Source organism: Amycolatopsis sp. NPDC005232, from assembly GCF_040607795.1.
GTDB lineage: Bacteria > Actinomycetota > Actinomycetes > Mycobacteriales > Pseudonocardiaceae > Amycolatopsis.
Window position 1 is genome coordinate 355,381 of the sequence record NZ_JBEXHL010000002.1, and the last position, 16,925, is coordinate 372,305.

The window sequence follows — 16,925 nt, forward strand, 5'->3', positions numbered from 1 at the left end:
GTGAGCAGATGAGCCACCGGCAGATCATGAAGGCCTTCTCGGGCCTGCTGCTCGCTCTGCTGGTGGCGATCCTGTCGTCGACGATCGTGTCCAACGCGCTGCCGACCATCCTCGCCGACCTGCACGGTTCCCAGAGCCAGTACACCTGGGTGGTCACCGCGACGTTGCTGACGTCGACCGCGACCACCCCGATCTGGGGCAAGCTGTCCGACCTGTTCAGCAAGAAGCTGCTGTACCAGCTGGCGATCGTGATCTTCACGATCGGCTCGGCGCTGGGCGGCATCTCGCAGTCGATGCCGGAACTGATCGCGTTCCGCGCGCTGCAGGGCGTGGGCCTCGGTGGCCTCCAGGCACTGATCCAGGTCGTGATCGCCGCGATGATCGCCCCGCGCGAACGCGGCCGCTACTCGGGCTACACGGGCGCGGTCTTCGCTGTCGCCACTGCCGCCGGGCCGCTGATCGGCGGCCTGATCGTGGACTCGCCGCTCGGCTGGCGCTGGTGCTTCTGGGTTTGCGTGCCCATCGCCGTGATCGCGTTCGTGGTCCTCGGCCGCACGCTGCACCTGCCCGTGCTCAAGCGCAAGGTGCGCATCGACTGGCTGGGCGCGACCCTGCTCGTCGGTGGCGTGGCCCTGGTGCTGATCTGGGTTTCCCTGGCCGGCTCGACCTTCGCGTGGGCTTCGTGGACGAGCGTGGCGTACGTCGGCGGCGCTGCCGTGGCGCTCGCGCTGGCGGTGCTCGTGGAATCGCGCGCCGCCGAGCCGGTGGTGCCGCTGCGCCTGTTCCGCAACCGCACCTTCACGCTTTCGGTGCTCGGCTCGCTGGCCGTGGGCACCGCGCTGTTCGGCGGTTCGGTCTTCCTCGGGCAGTACTACCAGATCTCGCGCGGCTTCTCGCCGACGCACGCGGGCCTGATGACGCTGCCACTCGTGCTCGGCCTGGCCGTCGCGTCGACGACCGCCGGACAGGTCATCTCGCGCACGGGCCGCACGAAGCCGTTCATGGTCACCGGCGGGATCTTGCTGCCGGCCGGGCTCTTCCTGCTCAGCACGGTGGATCACACGACGAACCTGACGCTGATGGGCGGGTACCTCGCCATGGTCGGCATCGGGCTCGGGTTCCTCCTGCAGAACCTGGTGCTCGTCGTGCAGAACACCGTGGCCATGAAGGACATGGGTTCGTCGTCCTCGGTGGTCACGTTCTTCCGCTCGCTCGGCGGCGCCGCCGGCGTTTCGGCGCTCGGCGCGGTGCTGTCGGCGAAGGTGGCCACCAACATCACGTCATCGCTGACCAGCCTGGGCCTCCCGGCCGGCGACGCGGTGCACGGCGGTGGCGGCACGTTCGACATCGACGGCCTGCCCGCCGCGCTTCAGCCGATCGTCCGCGCGGCGTTCGGCGACGCGACCGGCACGGTGTTCCTGTTCGCCGGCTTCATCGCCGTGGTGACGCTGCTGGCAGTGGTTTTCATGAAGGAGGTCCCCTTGCGCCGGACTCTCGACGCCGACACCACTCCGGTCGTGGCGCCCTCGGCCTCGACTCAGGCCGACGTGACGACGGCCCTGCGCGGCCGCGTCCTCGACGCCGACGGCCGCCCCGTCTCTGGTGTCGTGCTCACGCTCACGGACGCGTCAGGCCGCCAGGTCGACGTCGGCCGCAGCGCCCGCAACGGCGAGTTCGCCCTGGCGGCGGGCTCGACCGGCGAGTACGTGCTGCTCGCGACGGCCGGCTCGCTCCCGCCGGCCGTGTCCACGGTGCGCCTCACCGGCACACCGGCGTGGCATGACCTGCTCCTCGGCGGCACGGGCGGCGTGACCGGCCGCGTCCGCACGGCCGGGCGCCACGCCGCGGTCGCCGGTGCGGCCCTGACGCTCACCGACAGCGCCGGCACGGTCGTCGGCTCCGGCCTGAGCGGCAGCGCCGGCGCGTACGACCTCGACGAGGTGCCGGCGGGCGCGTACACGCTGACGGTCACCGCGTACGGCCACGCGCCGCACGCCGAGCCGCTCGCGGTGAACCTCGGCACTCCGGCCCACCACGACGTGGTGCTGGAGACCGAGCCGGAGTTCGCACGGCACAGCGGCACGTTGAACCTCTGACCCTGGAGAAACGGCTCGAGCCCCGGCCCCCTACGCCGGGGCTCGAGCCGTTTCCGTACTTCGCAAGGTAGGTCGACCACGCCGGGACCCCTCCCCGGTCAACCGGACGGACGTGGCCGGGGAAGCCCGCTCTACCGCCAGTGGCATTCGGCGGCTCGCGAAGTCTCCGTCCGGCCCTGACCTCGGGTCCTGCCCCGGCGGTAGCGTCCAGGACGTGACGCGGAGCCGGGTCGCGTTGTTGTGCGCGCTGGGGATCGACAACTTCGGCTCCGGCCTGTTCCTGCCGCTGGCGCTGGTCTACGTGACGCGCGTGGTCGGCGTCCCGCTCGCGTTGGCGGGCACGGCCGTGACGCTCGGGACGGTGGCGGGACTGGTCGTGCCGCCGCTCGCGGGCCGGCTCGTGGACCGCACGGGGCCACGAGCGGTGATCGTCGGCGCGCAGCTGCTGCAGGCGGCAGGGGCGGCGGCGTACCTGATCGCCGACGGCGTCACCGCGGTCGTCGTGGCGGCGATCCTGCTGGCGGCCGGACAGCAGCTCTTCTACAGCTCGCTCTACGCGCTGATCGCCGACGTCGCCGGCGACGTGCCGAAGGACCGGCCGTTCGCCGAGGTCGGCATGGTGCGGGCGGCCGGTTTCGGGCTCGGCGCGCTGACGTCGTCGGGAATCCTGATGTGGATCGGCGACGGCGGGTACAGCGTGGCGCTGGCGGTGGACGTCGTGACGTTCGTGGTGGCCGCCGTGCTCATCGCGGGGGTTGTGCGGCCGCAGCGGCGAAGCACGTCGTACCCGAAGGCGCGCAGCGGAGTGCTGCGCAACCGGCCATACCTGGCGTTGATCCTGTTCAGCGGAATGTTCGGGCTGTCGCTGGACTTCTTCCTGATCGGCACGCCGGTGTTCGTGCTCGACCTGCTCCACGGCCCGCGCTGGCTGCCGGGCGCGATCCTGTTCCTGCTCACGGTGGTCACCAGCGTCGGCGGCACCGTCGCGTTGCGGCTCACGCGCCGGCTCAACCGCGTCGCGGCGATGCGCGGCGGATCGGCGCTCTTCGCCGCGTGGTGCGTGGTCAGCCTCGGCGCGCTGGTCGTGCCGCGCAGCTGGCAGGTGGCGTACTTGCTGGCCGCGACGCTCGTCTACGCCGCGGGCGACCTGGTCTTCGGGCCGCGCTCGGGCGCGCTCGCCGAGGCCGCGGCCCCGCCGGAAGCGAAGGGCCGGTACCTGGCAGCGTTCCAGTACGCGTTCACCGTCGCGCAGGTGCTGGCGCCGGCGGTGGTGGCACTTTTCTCCGTGTCGGCGTGGTTACCTTGGGTGCTGGTCGGCACCTGCGCTTGCTTCGCCGTCGCGGGCCTGGGCAGGCTGGGACCGAGGCTTCCGGCGGACGCGGTGACGCCGGTTCAGAGTTGAGCGGAACAGACTCAAGTTTTCTGACGTTGTACAAGTCGATGGTCCTTGGTCAGGGCTGTCACCTGGACTTTTCACAGAGCGCATGAGGTGAGGGATGGACGCTTTCAACCCGACCACGAAGACCCAGCAGGCGATCTCGTCGGCGGCACAGGCGGCCACGATGGCCGGCAACCCGCACGTTTCGGCCGCCCACCTGCTGGGCGCCCTGCTGGCGCAGGGTGAGGGACTGACCGCACCACTGCTGACCGCGGTCGGGGCCGACCCGGCGGTGGTGCACAAGGAACTCGACCCGATCGTCCACGCGTTGCCGTCCGCGACGGGCGCCACCGTGTCGAGCCCGCAGTTCGACACGAACGCCGTGAAGTCGCTGACGCACGCGCAGAAGCTCGCCACCGAACTCGGTGACGAGTACGTGTCGACCGAGCACCTGCTCGTCGGCCTCGCCACGGAGGGTGGCCAGGTCGCGGACCTGCTGAAGCGCCACGGAGCGACGCCGGAAGCGTTGCAGGAGGCGTTCGCGAAGGTGCGGGGTTCGGCGCGCATCACGAGCGCCGACCCGGAGAGCACGTTCAAGGCGCTGGAGAAGTACGGCGTTGACCTGACCGAGCGCGCCCGCGCCGGTGAGCTCGACCCGGTCATCGGGCGCGATACGGAGATCCGCCGTGTCGTGCAGGTGCTTTCGCGGCGGACCAAGAACAACCCGGTGCTGATCGGTGAGCCGGGCGTCGGCAAGACGGCGATCGTCGAGGGCCTTGCCCAGCGGATCGTCGCCGGTGACGTGCCCGAATCGTTGCGGGGCAAGCGCGTGGTGGCCCTGGACCTCGGGTCCATGGTGGCCGGCGCGAAGTACCGCGGCGAGTTCGAGGAGCGGCTGAAGGCCGTGCTCAAGGAGATCACGGACTCGGCCGGCCAGGTCATCACCTTCATCGACGAGCTGCACACGATCGTCGGCGCCGGTGCCACCGGCGAGGGCGCGATGGACGCGGGCAACATGATCAAGCCGATGCTCGCGCGCGGTGAGCTGCGGATGGTCGGCGCGACCACGCTCGACGAGTACCGCCAGCACATCGAGAAGGACGCAGCTCTGGAGCGGCGCTTCCAGCAGGTGCTGGTGGGCGAGCCGTCGCCGGAGGACACGATCGCGATCCTGCGTGGGCTCAAGGAGCGCTACGAGGTGCACCACGGTGTCCGCATCACGGACGCCGCGCTGGTGGCCGCCGCGACGCTGTCCGACCGCTACATCACCGCGCGGTTCCTGCCGGACAAGGCGATCGACCTCGTCGACGAGGCCGCCTCGAAGCTGCGCATGGAGATCGACTCGCGCCCCGTCGAGATCGACGAGGTGGAGCGCGCCGTGCGGCGCATGGAGATCGAGGAGATGGCACTGTCCAAGGAGGACGATGTCGCTTCGATGGAGCGCCTGTCGGTGTTGCGCGCCGAGCTGGCGGAGAAGCGGGAGACGCTGACCGCGTTGACCGCGCGCTGGCAGAACGAGAAGGGTTCGATCGAGCGCGTCCGCGAGCTCAAGGAGCATCTGGAGCAGCTGCGCGGCGAGTCGGAGCGCGCCGAGCGCGACGGTGACCTCGGCAAGGCCGCCGAGCTGCGCTACGGCCGGATCCCGGCGCTGGAGAAGGAGTTCGAGGCGGCCACGGCCGCGTCGGAGGTCAGCCAGCAGAACGTGATGCTGAAGGAAGAGGTCGGCGCGGACGACGTCGCCGACGTGGTCAGCGCGTGGACCGGCATCCCCGCCGGCCGGCTGCTCGAGGGCGAGACGGGCAAGCTGCTCCGCATGGAGGAGGAGCTCGGCCGTCGCGTGATCGGGCAGGAGCAGGCAGTGCAGGTCGTGTCCGACGCCGTGCGGCGGGCGCGGGCCGGTGTCGCCGACCCCGACCGTCCGACGGGTTCGTTCCTGTTCCTCGGGCCGACCGGCGTCGGCAAGACGGAGCTGGCGAAGGGCCTGGCCGAGTTCCTGTTCGACGACGAACGCGCGATGCAGCGCATCGACATGAGCGAGTACTCCGAGAAGCACTCGGTGGCGCGGCTCGTGGGTGCCCCGCCGGGCTACGTCGGGTACGACCAGGGCGGCCAGCTCACCGAGGCCGTCCGGCGGCGCCCCTACACGGTCGTGCTGCTGGACGAGGTCGAGAAGGCGCACCCCGACGTGTTCGACGTGCTCCTGCAGGTCCTCGACGACGGCAGGCTCACCGACGGCCAGGGCCGGACGGTGGACTTCCGCAACACCATCCTCATCCTGACGTCGAACCTCGGCTCCCAGGCCATCGCCGACCCGTCGCTGGACGAGAACCAGCGTCGCGACGCGGTGCTGGAGAGCGTGCAGCGGCAGTTCAAGCCGGAGTTCCTGAACCGGCTGGACGACATCGTGGTGTTCCACGCCCTCGGCACGGAACAGCTGACGTCTATTGTGGACATTCAGGTCGCACGGCTCGCGGCGCGTCTGGCGCAGCGTCGGCTGCACCTGGAGGTCACCGATGGGGCGCGCGAATGGCTGGCTTTGAACGGCTTCGACCCGATCTACGGGGCCCGGCCGTTGCGTCGGCTGGTGCAGTCCGCGATTGGTGACCAGCTGGCGAAGAAGCTGCTGTCGGGGGACATCCGCGATGGTGACACTGTGCGGGTGGACATCCCGCAGCTGGAGGCCGCAGACACGCTGACGGTTGAGCGCGTCTGACGGCTGCTGGTTCTGAACGGCCCTTCCACTTCGGTGGGAGGGCTGTTCTGCATTTGTGGGGTGGGTCGGTTGGGCTGGCTCGGGGCGGTTCGTTTCGCCTGGGGGAGCGAGTGGACCGGTGATGCCGCGGCTTTGGCGGCGAGCGGTCCTTTCGCGCGGGCTTGGCGGCGCGAGTGGTCAGCTGGTACCTCCGCCGCAGCACGAGTGGACCGGCCGTGCTCAGCGGCGCAGGGCGAATGGACCCATCGCGCCGTCGTTCGGTGGCGAGTGGTCCTTTCGCGCGGGCTCGGCGTCGTGATCGGTCCGGTTCCGTCACCAGGCGAGTTCGCGGCCGTCCTGGAAAGACGATCGTCCGCACGGCGGCGGCGACCTGCTCGTCGGAAGTCACGTCGAGCCGGACGAAGCGGCCGCCGATCTCCGCCGCGGCCGCGGCGCCGCGGGACCGGTCGCGGGCGCCGAGCCACACGTCGAAACCGCGGGCGGCCAGGCCGGCCGTGATCGACTTGCCGATGCCTTTGCCCGCGCCGGTCACGAGAGCGGTGGGTGTTGTCATGACAACACCGCACCTCGGGGGGTGTTGTCATGACAACGAGGCAGTACAGTGACCCGCTGTGGATCGGCTGGCCGGCGACGAGCTGGAGTTCTGGCACGCGTTCAAGCACGCGGCGGAGTCGGTGCGCGCCCGCGTCGCGGAGGACATCGCGGCGGCGACGGGACTGTCCGATCCGGACTTCGGCGTGCTCACGCGCCTGGCGGACCACGCGGGGCGGCTGCGGCAGAACCAGCTCGCCGAGTCGATGGGCTGGCACCGCAGCCGGCTGTCGCACCACCTGACGCGGATGGAGCAGCGCGGGCTCGTCGAGCGGCAGCCCGCGGACGACGGCGTCGAGGTCCTGCTCACTGAGTTCGGCCGGGCGGAGGCGGAGCGGGCGCGGCCCGTGCACGCCGCTGCCGTGCGGGAGCACCTGCTCGCGCCCCTGAGCAAGGACGACGTCGCGACCGTGAAAGCGGCGCTCGACCGCCTGCGAACCGTGAAAAAGCCCAGAGATTAACCGATTTGTCGACCCGGCGCGGAGGGCCGTCTCGAAAGGGGCGCGCCGACACGGTGCGGGCGTTCGGATGTAACGGCCGAGCAGCGATACCCTCACCGTCGTGGGTATCTCGGCGTGGATCTGGTTCGTCATCGCCGCCGTCGCGCTGGTGGCGGGGCTCGGCCTGCTCGCGGCCGACCGGGCCAAGGAAGGCTCGCGCAATCGCGAGCGCATGCGCTGGGCCCAGTTGCGCGGCTGGCAGTTCGTGGAGGAGGACGAGCGACTGCCCCGGCAGTGGTCGGGCGGCGCGATCGGCTACTTCGGCGCCGACGCGGCCGTGAACGTCGTCGCGGGCTCCACCTTCACCTCCGACGGTCGCCGCCCGGTGTTCATCTTCGACATCGAGTCCGAAGGCCAGATCCCGGCGACGGTCGTGGCCGTGCGCTGCAACAAGACGCACCGCGTGCCGGTCGAGATGTGGCTGTCCAGCGTGCCGTTCCAGCGCGATAACATGCCCGAGATGCTCGGCCCGATCGGCCAGCGCTACGCCTTCGCCGACGACTCCGAAGGCGCCCGCGCGGTCATCACCCAGGAACTCGTCGACGCGGCCGACCAGCTCGGCGGCGACGTCGGCGTCGCGTGGCTCGAGAACGAATGGGTGCTGGCGAGCGTCGTGCCCAACGCCGGGCCGTCCCGGCTCGAACGCCTCCTGCGCGACCTCGGCGAGATCGCCGACATCGTCGACCCCTTCGACGAGGATTACGACACCGGCCGCACCTGGACCCCCGCCGCCGGCACCCCCGCGCCCGGGGCAGCTGCCACGGCGTCTGCTTCGGAGCCCCGCTCGGCCACCCGCGCCCCGTCCCCGGCGGACACCCGCGCGACCACCCCGGTCGACACCCGCGCGACGACCCCCGTCGAAACCCGCCCGGCCGATGCCCCGACCCCGCCCGAGCCTCGCACCCCCTCCAGCGGCCCGAGCACCTACGGCTCCGTCCCGGCCACCCCGTCGACGAAACCGGACCCGGACGTCGACGAAGACTGATCCCGAACGCGAAAACGGCCGCCCCGAAAGGCGGCCGTTTTTCATGTCGGGCTCAACCCAGCACCTTCAGGCCAGTCTCAACCCAACAGCGGCGTGGAAAACACCACGTCCGGCACCACCGGAGTCCCGAACGCCGTCACCCCCACCGACTGCGTCTGCCCGACGCGCGGCGAAACCGAAGTCCCCGTCGAAACCCGTGCCGAAGCCGCGTCCGCCGCTGCGAATTCGCCGCGGAAACCGTTGCCCGACAACGACTGTGTGGTCAGCAGGAAGCCCGAAACCGGCCCGACGTCCGCCGTGGCGAGGTGTCGCCGGCCGACGTCGGAGAAGTCCAGCGAGCCGACGAACCGACCCGTCCCGTGCTGCTCCGAGTTGGCCGCCACTGAACCCAGCCCGCCGAAGTCCACGGCGTGGCCGGACGTCCGATGCACCCCCACGCCACCGCCGAGATCTCCGGCGAAGCGCCCGGAACCGACGTCGCCGGAGGAATCGGTGAGGACGTCGACGCCGTAGGGCAGCCAGGCGCCCTCCGCTGCGGCAGCACCATGACTGGAGCCCGGCGAGGAAGACGTGACCCGCGACGAGTTCCCCGCCATCAGCCGCACCGGCGAGCCCGCTCGGAGTTCGTGGTGCTGTGACTGCGAAAACCCATCTGTCGTTTTCACCGCTGTGAGTGAATCCGGAGGGCCGTAACCGATGGTGTCGGACACCGCCTGCGTCAGGGAAGAAGCCGCCGGCACCGGCAACCCCCGCGTCGCCACGGAGGTGTCGCGCACGACCCCCACCGACGCCGCCGAGGAGTGCACGGAGTGGTCGAGACTGCCGAGCTGCTGCAGGTCCAGCGGCAGGCCGTCGAGGGGAAGAGTGGGATCGGCCGGCGCGGACGCGGGGCCGGCGAGCAGCAGTGCGAAGGGTGCCGCACCGGCGGCTACCTTCGGGAGGTAGCCGGGCATTCGCTGGGTGTGCTTGCCCATGGGCCGGACCATACTTCGCCAGTCGGACAAACGCGACTGCAGGTAGGTTCGCCCCATGACCGTCACCGCCGTGATCACCGGAGCCACCGCGGGCATCGGGGCGCAGTTCGCGCGCACGCTCGCCGCCGAGAAACACGACCTCGTGCTCGTCGCCCGCGACCAAGAGCGCCTCGAGGCGTTCGCCAAGCAATTGGCAGAACGCCATCAAGTCGGCACGGAGGTTCTCCCCGCCGATCTGTCCGAAGTAGACGGACGTGCGAAGGTCGAGGAACGACTCGCCGAAAAACCAGTAGACCTGCTGATCAACAACGCCGGATTCGGCCTCTCCGGCGACTTCTGGAAGATCTCCCCCGATGCGCTGCAGCGCCAGCTCGACGTGAATGTCACCGCCGTCCTGCGCCTCACCCGCGCCGCGCTGCCCGGCATGGTCGAGCGCGGCCACGGCGACATCATCAACGTCTCCAGCGTCGCCGGCTTCTTCTCCGGCCGGGGCTCTACCTACACGGCCAGCAAGAACTGGGTCACGTCGTTCACCGAAGGCATCGCGACGTCACTGCCACCCGGCGTACGGATGATGGCCCTGTGCCCCGGCTTCACCACCACGGAGTTCCACGAACGCGCGGGCCTGGAGAAGGAAGCCCCGAAGGCGTTCTGGCTCGGCGTCGAGCAGGTCGTGGACGAAGCGCTCACGGACCTGCGCCGCGGCAAGGTGATCTCCGTGCCGAGCCTGCAGTACAAGGCGCTGGTCGCCGTCACCGGCCTGCTGCCACGCGGGGTGCTGCGCCGGCTCTCGGCTGGGTTCGGCAACCGGAGCCGCACGTGAGGTAGGGCTGCCCCCACCCCTTCCCGGCGAGCTGGCACCAGGGTGCGAACCGCCTTCGCTGCCTAGCGTTTTCCCCATGACGGATGAGGCGGTGCGGCTGCGGGCCGTGCGGAAGGACTACGGGCGGGTCACCGCGCTGGCGGGCGTCGACCTGGTGTTCCCGCGCGGCGGGTTCACCGCCGTGATGGGGCCTTCGGGCTCGGGCAAGAGCACGTTTCTGCACTGCGCCGCGGGCCTCGACCGCCCCACCGCCGGCTCGGTGCACCTCGACGGCCAGGACCTCGCGAAGCTGTCGGAGACGCAGCTGACGAAGCTGCGCCGCGACCGGATCGGCTTCGTCTTCCAGGCCTTCAATCTCCTGCCCGCGCTGACGGTCGAGCAGAACGTCGTGCTCCCGCTTCGCCTGGCCGGCCGCCGCGTCGACCGCAAGGTGGTGACGCGCATGCTCACGCACGTCGGCCTCGCCGACCGGCGCCGGCACCACCCGGGCGAGCTGTCCGGCGGCCAGCAGCAGCGCGTGGCCATCGCGCGGGCGCTCGTGGCGCGCCCGGCCGTGCTTTTCGCCGACGAGCCCACCGGCGCCCTCGACACGCGGACCGCGGCCGAAGTCCTTGCCCTGCTGCGGGATTCCGTGCGCGGCGGGCTCACCGTCGTGATGGTGACGCACGACCCGGTCGCCGCCGCGCACGCCGACCGCGTGGTCTTCCTCGCCGACGGCCGCGTCGCCGGCGAGCTCGCCCACCCGACACCCGACGCCGTCGCCGCGCGGATGACTCACCTCGGCGCGTGGGCCGGCGCTGTCGCGGTCGGTGGTGCGTGATGTTCCGGCTCGCGCTGCGCACGCTTCGGTTGCGCAAAGGCGGTTTCCTCGCGACGTTCGTGGCCGCGTTCCTCGGCGCGGTGATCGTGTCAGCGTGCGGTGGCCTGATGGAGACAGGCATCCGCGCCGACGCGCCCCCGCAGCGGCTGGCGGCCGCGCCGATCGTCGTTGCGGGGCAGCAGGAGATCCGGCTGCCCAAACGCGATCCGGGCGAGGGCAAGCTCAAGACCGAAGCTGTCGCACTGCCGGAGACCGTGCGCCTGGATCCGGCGCTGGCCGACAAGATCCGCGCGACGCCCGGTGTGTCCACTGTGGTCAGTGACGTCAGCGTTCCCGTTGCACTGCCGCAAGGACCGGCAACCGGCCACGCGTGGGATTCCGCCGTTCTCACGCCGTTCACGCTCATTTCGGGCCACGCTCCCGGCGACGGCGAGATCGTCGTCGCCGACGTGACCGCGAAACCCGGCGACACCATCCAGCTCGCTGCCCACGGCACCACCGGCACCTACCGGGTCGCCGGCGTCGCCACCGCGTCGACGACCGCGCCCACGATCTTCTTCACCGCCGCCGAAGCCGCGCGCCTGGCCGGAAACCAGGTCGCCGACTTCGGCGTGTTCACCAACGAAGACCCCGCCAGCGTCGCCGCGCGCCTGAACCTCGGCGACGGGGTCGTCGCGCTCACCGGCGACGACCGCGGCCACGCCGAGTTCCCGCAGGCCGACGCCAGCGGCACCAACCTCGTGGTCCTCTCCGCCGTCTCCGGTGGCCTCTCCGTGCTCGTCGCACTCTTCGTCGTCGCCAGCACCTTGGGCCTCGCGACGCAGCAGCGCCGCCGGGAATTGGCTCTGCTGCGCGCAATCGGCACAACTGGGCGACAGCTGCGCCGGATGGTGCTCGGCGAAGCCGTGGCGATCGGCCTGCTCGCGATCGCCGTGGCCGCCGCGCTCGGCCCGCTGCTCGGCCGCTGGCTCTTCGGCCTTCTGACGAACGCCGGCGTCGCACCCGACGTCGTGCGCTTCCACCAGGGCTGGCTGCCGATGGTCGTCGCCGCCGGCGCGACACTGCTCGCCGTGGTGCTCGCGGCCGTGGTCGCGGCCCGGCGCGTGAGCCGGATCCGACCGACGGAGGCGCTGGCCGAGGCGGCTGTCGAACGCCGGTGGCTCACGCCGTTGCGGCTGATCGTCGCCGTGCTCTGCTTCGGTGGTGGGACGGCGCTCGGAATCGTGACGCTCGCGGTGATGACCGGTCCCATCGCGGCGAGCACGGCGGGACCCGCGGTGATGCTGTGGGCGATCGGCGTCGCGGCGATCAGTCCCGGCGTCACCAAGCTCGTGGCGATGCTGTTGCATGCGCCGGTCCGCCTACTCGGCGGCGTCACCGGTTGGCTGGCGCTGGCCAACACGCGGGCCGCGGCCACGAGGGTGTCGGGCGCCGTCACGCCGATCATGCTCGCCGTCGGCATCGCCACCGCCAACATCTACCTGCAGACGACCACACAAGCCGTGTCGCAGCAGGCCTTCACCGAAGACCTGCGCGCCGACGCCGTGGTCGCCGCCCCGGCCGGCGTCAGCCCCGAGCTGCTCCGGCGGGTGCAGGACGCACCGGGCGTCGCCGCCGCGTCGGAGTACGTGACCAGCACGGTCTTCGTCACCGCTCCCTACGACGACAGCCAGGACGACGACGGCCACGCAGCCCTCGGCCTCACCGCCGGCAGCGCCGCGCAGACGACATCGGCGAAGGTCGCCGCAGGCAGCCTCGACGCGCTCACGGGAGACGCCGTCGCGTTGCCCGCGAGCGTGGCCACGGAGCTGCACCGCGGAGTCGGCGACGTCGTCACGCTCCGGCTCGGAGACGGGCGCGAGGTGACCGTTCGCGTCGTCGCGCTCGTCGACCAGCGCGCCGGGTTCGAGACGCTGCTGTTCCCCGCCGGCCTGCTCGCCGCCCACACCACCGCGGGCCTCGCGCCGCAGGTGCTCGTGCGCGCCGCACCCGGCGTCGACCAGGCGCGGCTCACGGCGAGCCTCACCACGGCCACCGCCGGCCAACCCGTGTCCGTCGGCGACCGCGAGTCGCTGCTCGCCGCCCACGCAACCGGTGACGCGGTGGGCGCGTGGGTCAACTACCTGATGATCGGCATGATCATCGGCTACACCGTGATCTCCGTGGTGAACACGCTCGTGATGGCCACCGCGCGCCGTCGCCGCGAGTTCGGTCTGCAGCGCCTCGGCGGCTTCACGCGTACGCAGGTGCTGCGCATGGCGGGCGTCGAAGGCGGCCTGATCGCGACGATCGGCGTGGTGCTCGGCACGGTCGTCTCCGCGGGTGCGATCGTGCCGTTCTGCCTGGTGGCCACGGGTTCGCCGCTGCCGACCGGGCCGATCGGGATCTACCTCACCGTGGTCGCGACCGCCGCCGTGCTCGCGCTGGTGGCGTCGCTGGTGCCCGCCTGGGTGGCCACGCGGGCGCGGCCCGTGACGGCCGTCGCGCTCGGCGAGTGACGAGCGGGCTTGTCGGTGGCGTGTGTAAGACTCTCGGCCGTGGCGTACCCCGGGTTGGATCAAAGTGCGAAGCTCGAACTGGCCAGGCTGGTCAGCGAACTGGCCGTGGTGCACGGCAAGGTGACCCTATCGTCGGGCAAGGAAGCCGACTACTACGTCGATCTCCGCCGGGCGACCCTGCACCACGCGGCGGCGCCGCTCATCGGGAAGCTGCTGCGGCAGCTCACGGCCGACTGGGACTACGTCGCCGCCGGCGGCCTCACCCTCGGCGCCGACCCGGTCGCGCTGGCGATGCTGCACTCCGCCGCGAGCGACGGGATGGTGCTCGACGCCTTCGTCGTCCGCAAGGCGGTGAAGGAGCACGGCATGCAGCGCCGCATCGAGGGCGTGGAGGTGCGCGGGCAGCGCGTGCTGGCCGTCGAGGACACCTCGACCACGGGCGGCAGCGTGCTCACGGCCATCGAGGCGCTGCGCGAGGCCGGGGCGGTCGTCGCCGGCGTCGCCACGGTGGTCGATCGCGACACGGGTGCGCGCGAGGCCATCGAGAAGGAAGGCCTCGAGTACCGGTACCTGCTGAACAAGGACGACCTCGGCCTGAGCTGAGCGCGGTTCTCGAAGATCACCGAGAATGCGTGCGTGACGAACACCGCCTCGCCGGTGTCCCCCTGGTGGAAGGGGGTGCCGTGACCACGACGGAGCTCGACGACGCGACGCTCGTCGGCCGCGCCCGCGACGGCGACGTGCGGGCGTACGAACAGCTCGTGCTGCGCTACCAGGCGCCCATGTTCCGGCTCGCGGTGAAGATGCTCAACCACCGCGGCGACGCCGAGGACGTGGTGCAGGAGGTGTTCCTCGGCGCCTGGCGCAAGCTCGCGCAGCTGCAGGACGACAGCGCGTTCGTCGGCTGGCTCTACCGCAGCACGGCGAACCGCTGCCTCAACGTGATCCGCGCGCGCCGTCCGCAGGCCGATGTCGACCTCGAGCTGGCTGAGTCGCCGCGCACCGACGGGCAGCCCGAGCACGCGGCGCAGGTCACCGGGCAGCTCGAAGCGCTCAACGCGGCGTTGCAGCAGCTCACGCCGCCACAACGGGTGTGCTGGCTCCTGCGTGAGGTTCACGGCCGCTCCTACGACGAGATCGCCGAGGTCGTCGGGGTGAACGCCGCGGCCGTCCGGGGCCGCATCGCCCGGGCTCGGGCGCAGCTGGCGGAGGTGATGAAGCCGTGGCGGTGAACGAGACCGGCACAGATTACGAACTGCCGTGCGGCCGGGACCTGGACGCGCTCTGGGACCGGCTCGACTCGGTCGACGCGCACGAGGCGACCTGCCCGCATTGCGGAACCGCGCGCGAGAGCCTGCTGGCGCTGCGTTCGGCGACGGCTGAGCTCGTCGCCGAGCCCGATCCGGTGCCGCCGGGCCTGGTGGGACGCATCATGTCGGCCGTGCGGGCCGAGGCGCGGCGCGGGCAGATGCTCGACCTGCCGACGCCGGAGCCGGGCCGGGTGGAGGTGAGCGAGGCGGCTGTGGCCGTGGTGCTGCGCTACGCCGCCGACTCCGCGGGTGACGTCCGGGCCCGCCGCTGCCGCGTGCGCACGGTCGGGATCGCTTCCGATGGGGGCGGGATCGTCGAGGTCGAGCTCACCCTCGCGGTGCGGCTGGGGAACGTCGACGGTGCCGAGACGTTGGCCCGGGTGCGCGAACGCGTCACGGTCGCGGCCGCGGCGCGCGTCGGGCTGACGCTCGCGAAGCTGGACCTGCTGGTCGAAGACGTGTACGAGGACGGGGAATGACGGGCGAGGCCGAGTACGTGATCGCGGACCCGGTGGTCGCGAGCGTCGCGGCCCGGGCCGCGCTCGACACCCCCGGCGTCGTGCGGCTGGAGCCGGGCCTGCGCGGCCTCGTCACGGCGTGGACGCGGGCGGCGCGCGGGCGGTGGCAGGGGCTGGATCCGGCGCCGATCGACGGCGTGCGCGTGCGCGGCGTCGAGGGTGGGCTCTCGGTGGAGGTCGACGTGGTGACGTCGGCATTCGACCAGGCCGCCGCGGTGGGGCGGGCGGTGCAGCGGTCGGTGACGCGCGTGGTGGCCGAGCAGACGGGGCTGGCGGTCGACGCAGTGGTGGTGTCCATTGTGGATATCGAGCTGGAGCGCCGGTGAGCGTCGCCGACCGCGTCGTCGCGGCGCTCGCCGACGTGGAGGGGCTGCGGCCGGCGGTCGAGCGGAGTTGGGGTTCTGCGGTGGATCTGACGCCGGATGCGGTGCAGGTCCGGCTGATCGCCACGCGGCTGCCGCTGCCGCCGTTGCTGGCGCGCGCGGCGGCCGTGGTGCGGCCGGTGCTGGCGGACACGGAGTGGGCGGGCGCGACGCTGCGGCTGATCGTCACCGACGTCGACGCCGGCGCGTTTTCCTGAGCGCTGTGCTTTCCTGAGCCTCGTGTCACACGATCGGGTCGTGACGATCACCGGGCCGTTGTGTCGAAGCGGTGACGGGGCAGGAAAGCCTTGTCCCGCCTCGCTTCCCAACCTACTGAGGGAGAAGTTCGATGACTGTCGCAGAGAAGACCGTTGACCTCGTGGTGGCTCCTGGCCTCGTGACCGACCAGGGCACCACGACGATCGCCGACGTGGTCGTGCAGAAGATCGCCGGCCTCGCCACGCGTGAGGTGCCGGGCGTCCACGCGCTGGGCGGCGGCGCGGCGCGGGCGCTGGATGCGCTGCGCGACCGCATCCCGGGCGCGTCCGCGAGTGCGGGCCAGGGCGTGGCCGTGGAAGTCGGCGAGAAGCAGGCGGCGGTGGACCTGGAGATCGTCGTCGAGTACGGCGTGCCGATCGCGGACCTCTCGCGCCAGGTGCGACGCAGCGTGATCGGCGCGATCGAGCGCATGACGGGCTTGGAGGTCGTCGAGGTGAACATCAACGTCGGCGACGTGTACATCCCGAGTGCGGACGAAGAGCCCACCACGAGCGATCGGGTGCGCTGAGGGACCTTTCCGGCGCGGGGTTCGTACCCGGAGTGACCACTCCGTTACCCCTCGGGTGAACGCGTTGCTCCCCTGGGTGGAACATCACAGCGAGTGAGGAATTTTCGCCCGCCGGGGCACGGTTACCGGAGTAACGTCGCTGGTAGAAGCCGTGGGGAAAGGGGGCGGTGGTGAGCGCTTCGGTTGCGCATTTCCTCGCCGACGTGACGGTGGCGGTGCACATCCTCGCCCTCTTGTTCATCGGGCTCGGCGGTTTCCTCGCGTGGCGCTGGCCGCGGGTCGCTCTCGTGCACGTGTTTTTCGCGGCCTGGGGCGTGCTGGTGAACGTCACCCCGGTCCCGTGTCCCCTGACCGCGGCGGAGAACTTCTTCCGTCACCAGCAAGGACTTGGTGACCTGCCGGGCGGGTTCAACGCCTACTACCTGTACGACACGGTCGTGCCGCGCTCACTGCTGCCGGCCGTCGCGGTGATTGCCTTGGCCCTGGTGATCTTCTCGTACGTCGGCGCCTACCACCGCTGGCGCCACCGCCACGACGACACTCCGGCTCACCGCGTCCGCCTGGGCTGAG

15 protein-coding genes and 2 pseudogenes are annotated in these 16,925 nt (G+C 71.4%); 15 read left to right on the forward strand and 2 right to left on the reverse strand.

Features of this window, described 5'->3' with window-relative positions:
* Positions 1-8: 8 nt before the first annotated feature.
* The 3 genes from ABZU76_RS05390 (at position 9) to clpB (ending at position 6,187) form a co-directional block, all read left to right on the forward strand.
* The gene (locus ABZU76_RS05390; RefSeq protein ID WP_354865986.1) at positions 9-2,096 is read left to right on the forward strand and encodes an MFS transporter; all 2,088 of its coding nucleotides are present in this window, start codon (positions 9-11) and stop codon (positions 2,094-2,096) included.
* Positions 2,097-2,310: 214 nt separating this feature from the next.
* Entirely contained in the window at positions 2,311-3,498 is a 1,188-nt protein-coding gene (locus tag ABZU76_RS05395; protein WP_354865322.1) for an MFS transporter, read from the forward strand.
* 94 nt (positions 3,499-3,592) lie between these two features.
* Positions 3,593-6,187 carry an ATP-dependent chaperone ClpB gene (gene clpB / locus ABZU76_RS05400; protein WP_354865324.1) on the forward strand — a complete coding sequence of 865 codons (2,595 nt, stop codon included), beginning with the start codon at positions 3,593-3,595 and terminating at the stop codon, positions 6,185-6,187.
* A gap of 355 nt (positions 6,188-6,542) precedes the next feature.
* Here clpB and ABZU76_RS05405 read toward each other — a convergent pair.
* Positions 6,543-6,740: pseudogene (locus tag ABZU76_RS05405) on the reverse strand (SDR family NAD(P)-dependent oxidoreductase); the annotation flags it as partial.
* 58 nt (positions 6,741-6,798) lie between these two features.
* Here ABZU76_RS05405 and ABZU76_RS05410 point away from each other — a divergent pair.
* Both ABZU76_RS05410 and ABZU76_RS05415 read left to right on the forward strand, forming a co-directional pair.
* Entirely contained in the window at positions 6,799-7,239 is a 441-nt protein-coding gene (locus ABZU76_RS05410) for a MarR family transcriptional regulator (protein ID WP_354865326.1), read from the forward strand.
* A gap of 100 nt (positions 7,240-7,339) precedes the next feature.
* Positions 7,340-7,984: pseudogene (locus ABZU76_RS05415) on the forward strand (hypothetical protein); the annotation flags it as partial.
* A gap of 356 nt (positions 7,985-8,340) precedes the next feature.
* Here ABZU76_RS05415 and ABZU76_RS05420 read toward each other — a convergent pair.
* Entirely contained in the window at positions 8,341-9,237 is an 897-nt protein-coding gene (locus ABZU76_RS05420; RefSeq protein ID WP_354865328.1) for a hypothetical protein, read from the reverse strand.
* A gap of 55 nt (positions 9,238-9,292) precedes the next feature.
* Here ABZU76_RS05420 and ABZU76_RS05425 point away from each other — a divergent pair, with 55 nt between their 5' ends.
* The 10 genes from ABZU76_RS05425 to ABZU76_RS05470 all read left to right on the forward strand — a co-directional run bounded on the left by ABZU76_RS05425 (position 9,293) and on the right by ABZU76_RS05470 (position 16,924).
* Positions 9,293-10,060 carry an SDR family oxidoreductase gene (locus ABZU76_RS05425; protein WP_354865330.1) on the forward strand — a complete coding sequence of 256 codons (768 nt, stop codon included), beginning with the start codon at positions 9,293-9,295 and terminating at the stop codon, positions 10,058-10,060.
* Positions 10,061-10,136: 76 nt separating this feature from the next.
* Positions 10,137-10,880 (forward strand): ABC transporter ATP-binding protein, encoded by a 744-nt coding sequence (locus ABZU76_RS05430; RefSeq protein ID WP_354865332.1) that lies wholly within the window; start codon positions 10,137-10,139, stop codon positions 10,878-10,880.
* Positions 10,880-13,378 (forward strand): ABC transporter permease, encoded by a 2,499-nt coding sequence (locus ABZU76_RS05435; protein WP_354865334.1) that lies wholly within the window; start codon positions 10,880-10,882, stop codon positions 13,376-13,378. Before ABZU76_RS05430 ends, ABZU76_RS05435 begins: the two co-directional genes overlap by 1 nt.
* Before the next feature lie 39 nt (positions 13,379-13,417).
* Positions 13,418-13,981 carry an orotate phosphoribosyltransferase gene (gene pyrE / locus ABZU76_RS05440; protein ID WP_220245251.1) on the forward strand — a complete coding sequence of 188 codons (564 nt, stop codon included), beginning with the start codon at positions 13,418-13,420 and terminating at the stop codon, positions 13,979-13,981.
* Positions 13,982-14,061: 80 nt separating this feature from the next.
* On the forward strand, positions 14,062-14,610 hold the full coding sequence (locus tag ABZU76_RS05445) for a sigma-70 family RNA polymerase sigma factor (RefSeq protein ID WP_354865336.1): 549 nt from the start codon (positions 14,062-14,064) through the stop codon (positions 14,608-14,610).
* On the forward strand, positions 14,601-15,167 hold the full coding sequence (locus ABZU76_RS05450) for an Asp23/Gls24 family envelope stress response protein (RefSeq protein ID WP_354865338.1): 567 nt from the start codon (positions 14,601-14,603) through the stop codon (positions 15,165-15,167). The genes ABZU76_RS05445 and ABZU76_RS05450 overlap by 10 nt, the downstream gene beginning before the upstream one ends.
* Positions 15,164-15,532 carry an Asp23/Gls24 family envelope stress response protein gene (locus tag ABZU76_RS05455; protein WP_354865340.1) on the forward strand — a complete coding sequence of 123 codons (369 nt, stop codon included), beginning with the start codon at positions 15,164-15,166 and terminating at the stop codon, positions 15,530-15,532. Before ABZU76_RS05450 ends, ABZU76_RS05455 begins: the two co-directional genes overlap by 4 nt.
* Positions 15,529-15,786 (forward strand): hypothetical protein, encoded by a 258-nt coding sequence (locus ABZU76_RS05460; protein ID WP_354865342.1) that lies wholly within the window; start codon positions 15,529-15,531, stop codon positions 15,784-15,786. Before ABZU76_RS05455 ends, ABZU76_RS05460 begins: the two co-directional genes overlap by 4 nt.
* A 131-nt stretch (positions 15,787-15,917) precedes the next feature.
* Positions 15,918-16,355 carry an Asp23/Gls24 family envelope stress response protein gene (locus ABZU76_RS05465; protein ID WP_354865344.1) on the forward strand — a complete coding sequence of 146 codons (438 nt, stop codon included), beginning with the start codon at positions 15,918-15,920 and terminating at the stop codon, positions 16,353-16,355.
* Positions 16,356-16,525: 170 nt separating this feature from the next.
* Positions 16,526-16,924, forward strand: a complete 399-nt coding sequence (locus tag ABZU76_RS05470; protein ID WP_220245257.1) for a DUF2784 domain-containing protein — start codon at positions 16,526-16,528, stop codon at positions 16,922-16,924.
* The last annotated feature ends 1 nt before the right edge of the window (position 16,925 follow it).

Excerpts from the sequence above, each read along its gene's own strand:
- ABZU76_RS05425 (WP_354865330.1), top strand. The coding sequence starts at position 9,293 with ATGACCGTCACCGCCGTGATCACCGGAGCCACCGCGGGCATCGGGGCG.
- ABZU76_RS05455 (WP_354865340.1), top strand. The coding sequence starts at position 15,164 with ATGACGGGCGAGGCCGAGTACGTGATCGCGGACCCGGTGGTCGCGAGC.
- ABZU76_RS05465 (WP_354865344.1), top strand. The coding sequence starts at position 15,918 with ATGACTGTCGCAGAGAAGACCGTTGACCTCGTGGTGGCTCCTGGCCTC.
- ABZU76_RS05390 (WP_354865986.1), top strand. The coding sequence starts at position 9 with ATGAGCCACCGGCAGATCATGAAGGCCTTCTCGGGCCTGCTGCTCGCT.
- clpB (WP_354865324.1), top strand. The coding sequence starts at position 3,593 with ATGGACGCTTTCAACCCGACCACGAAGACCCAGCAGGCGATCTCGTCG.
- ABZU76_RS05430 (WP_354865332.1), top strand. The coding sequence starts at position 10,137 with ATGACGGATGAGGCGGTGCGGCTGCGGGCCGTGCGGAAGGACTACGGG.
- ABZU76_RS05435 (WP_354865334.1), top strand. The coding sequence starts at position 10,880 with ATGTTCCGGCTCGCGCTGCGCACGCTTCGGTTGCGCAAAGGCGGTTTC.
- ABZU76_RS05420 (WP_354865328.1), bottom strand. The coding sequence starts at position 9,237 with ATGGGCAAGCACACCCAGCGAATGCCCGGCTACCTCCCGAAGGTAGCC.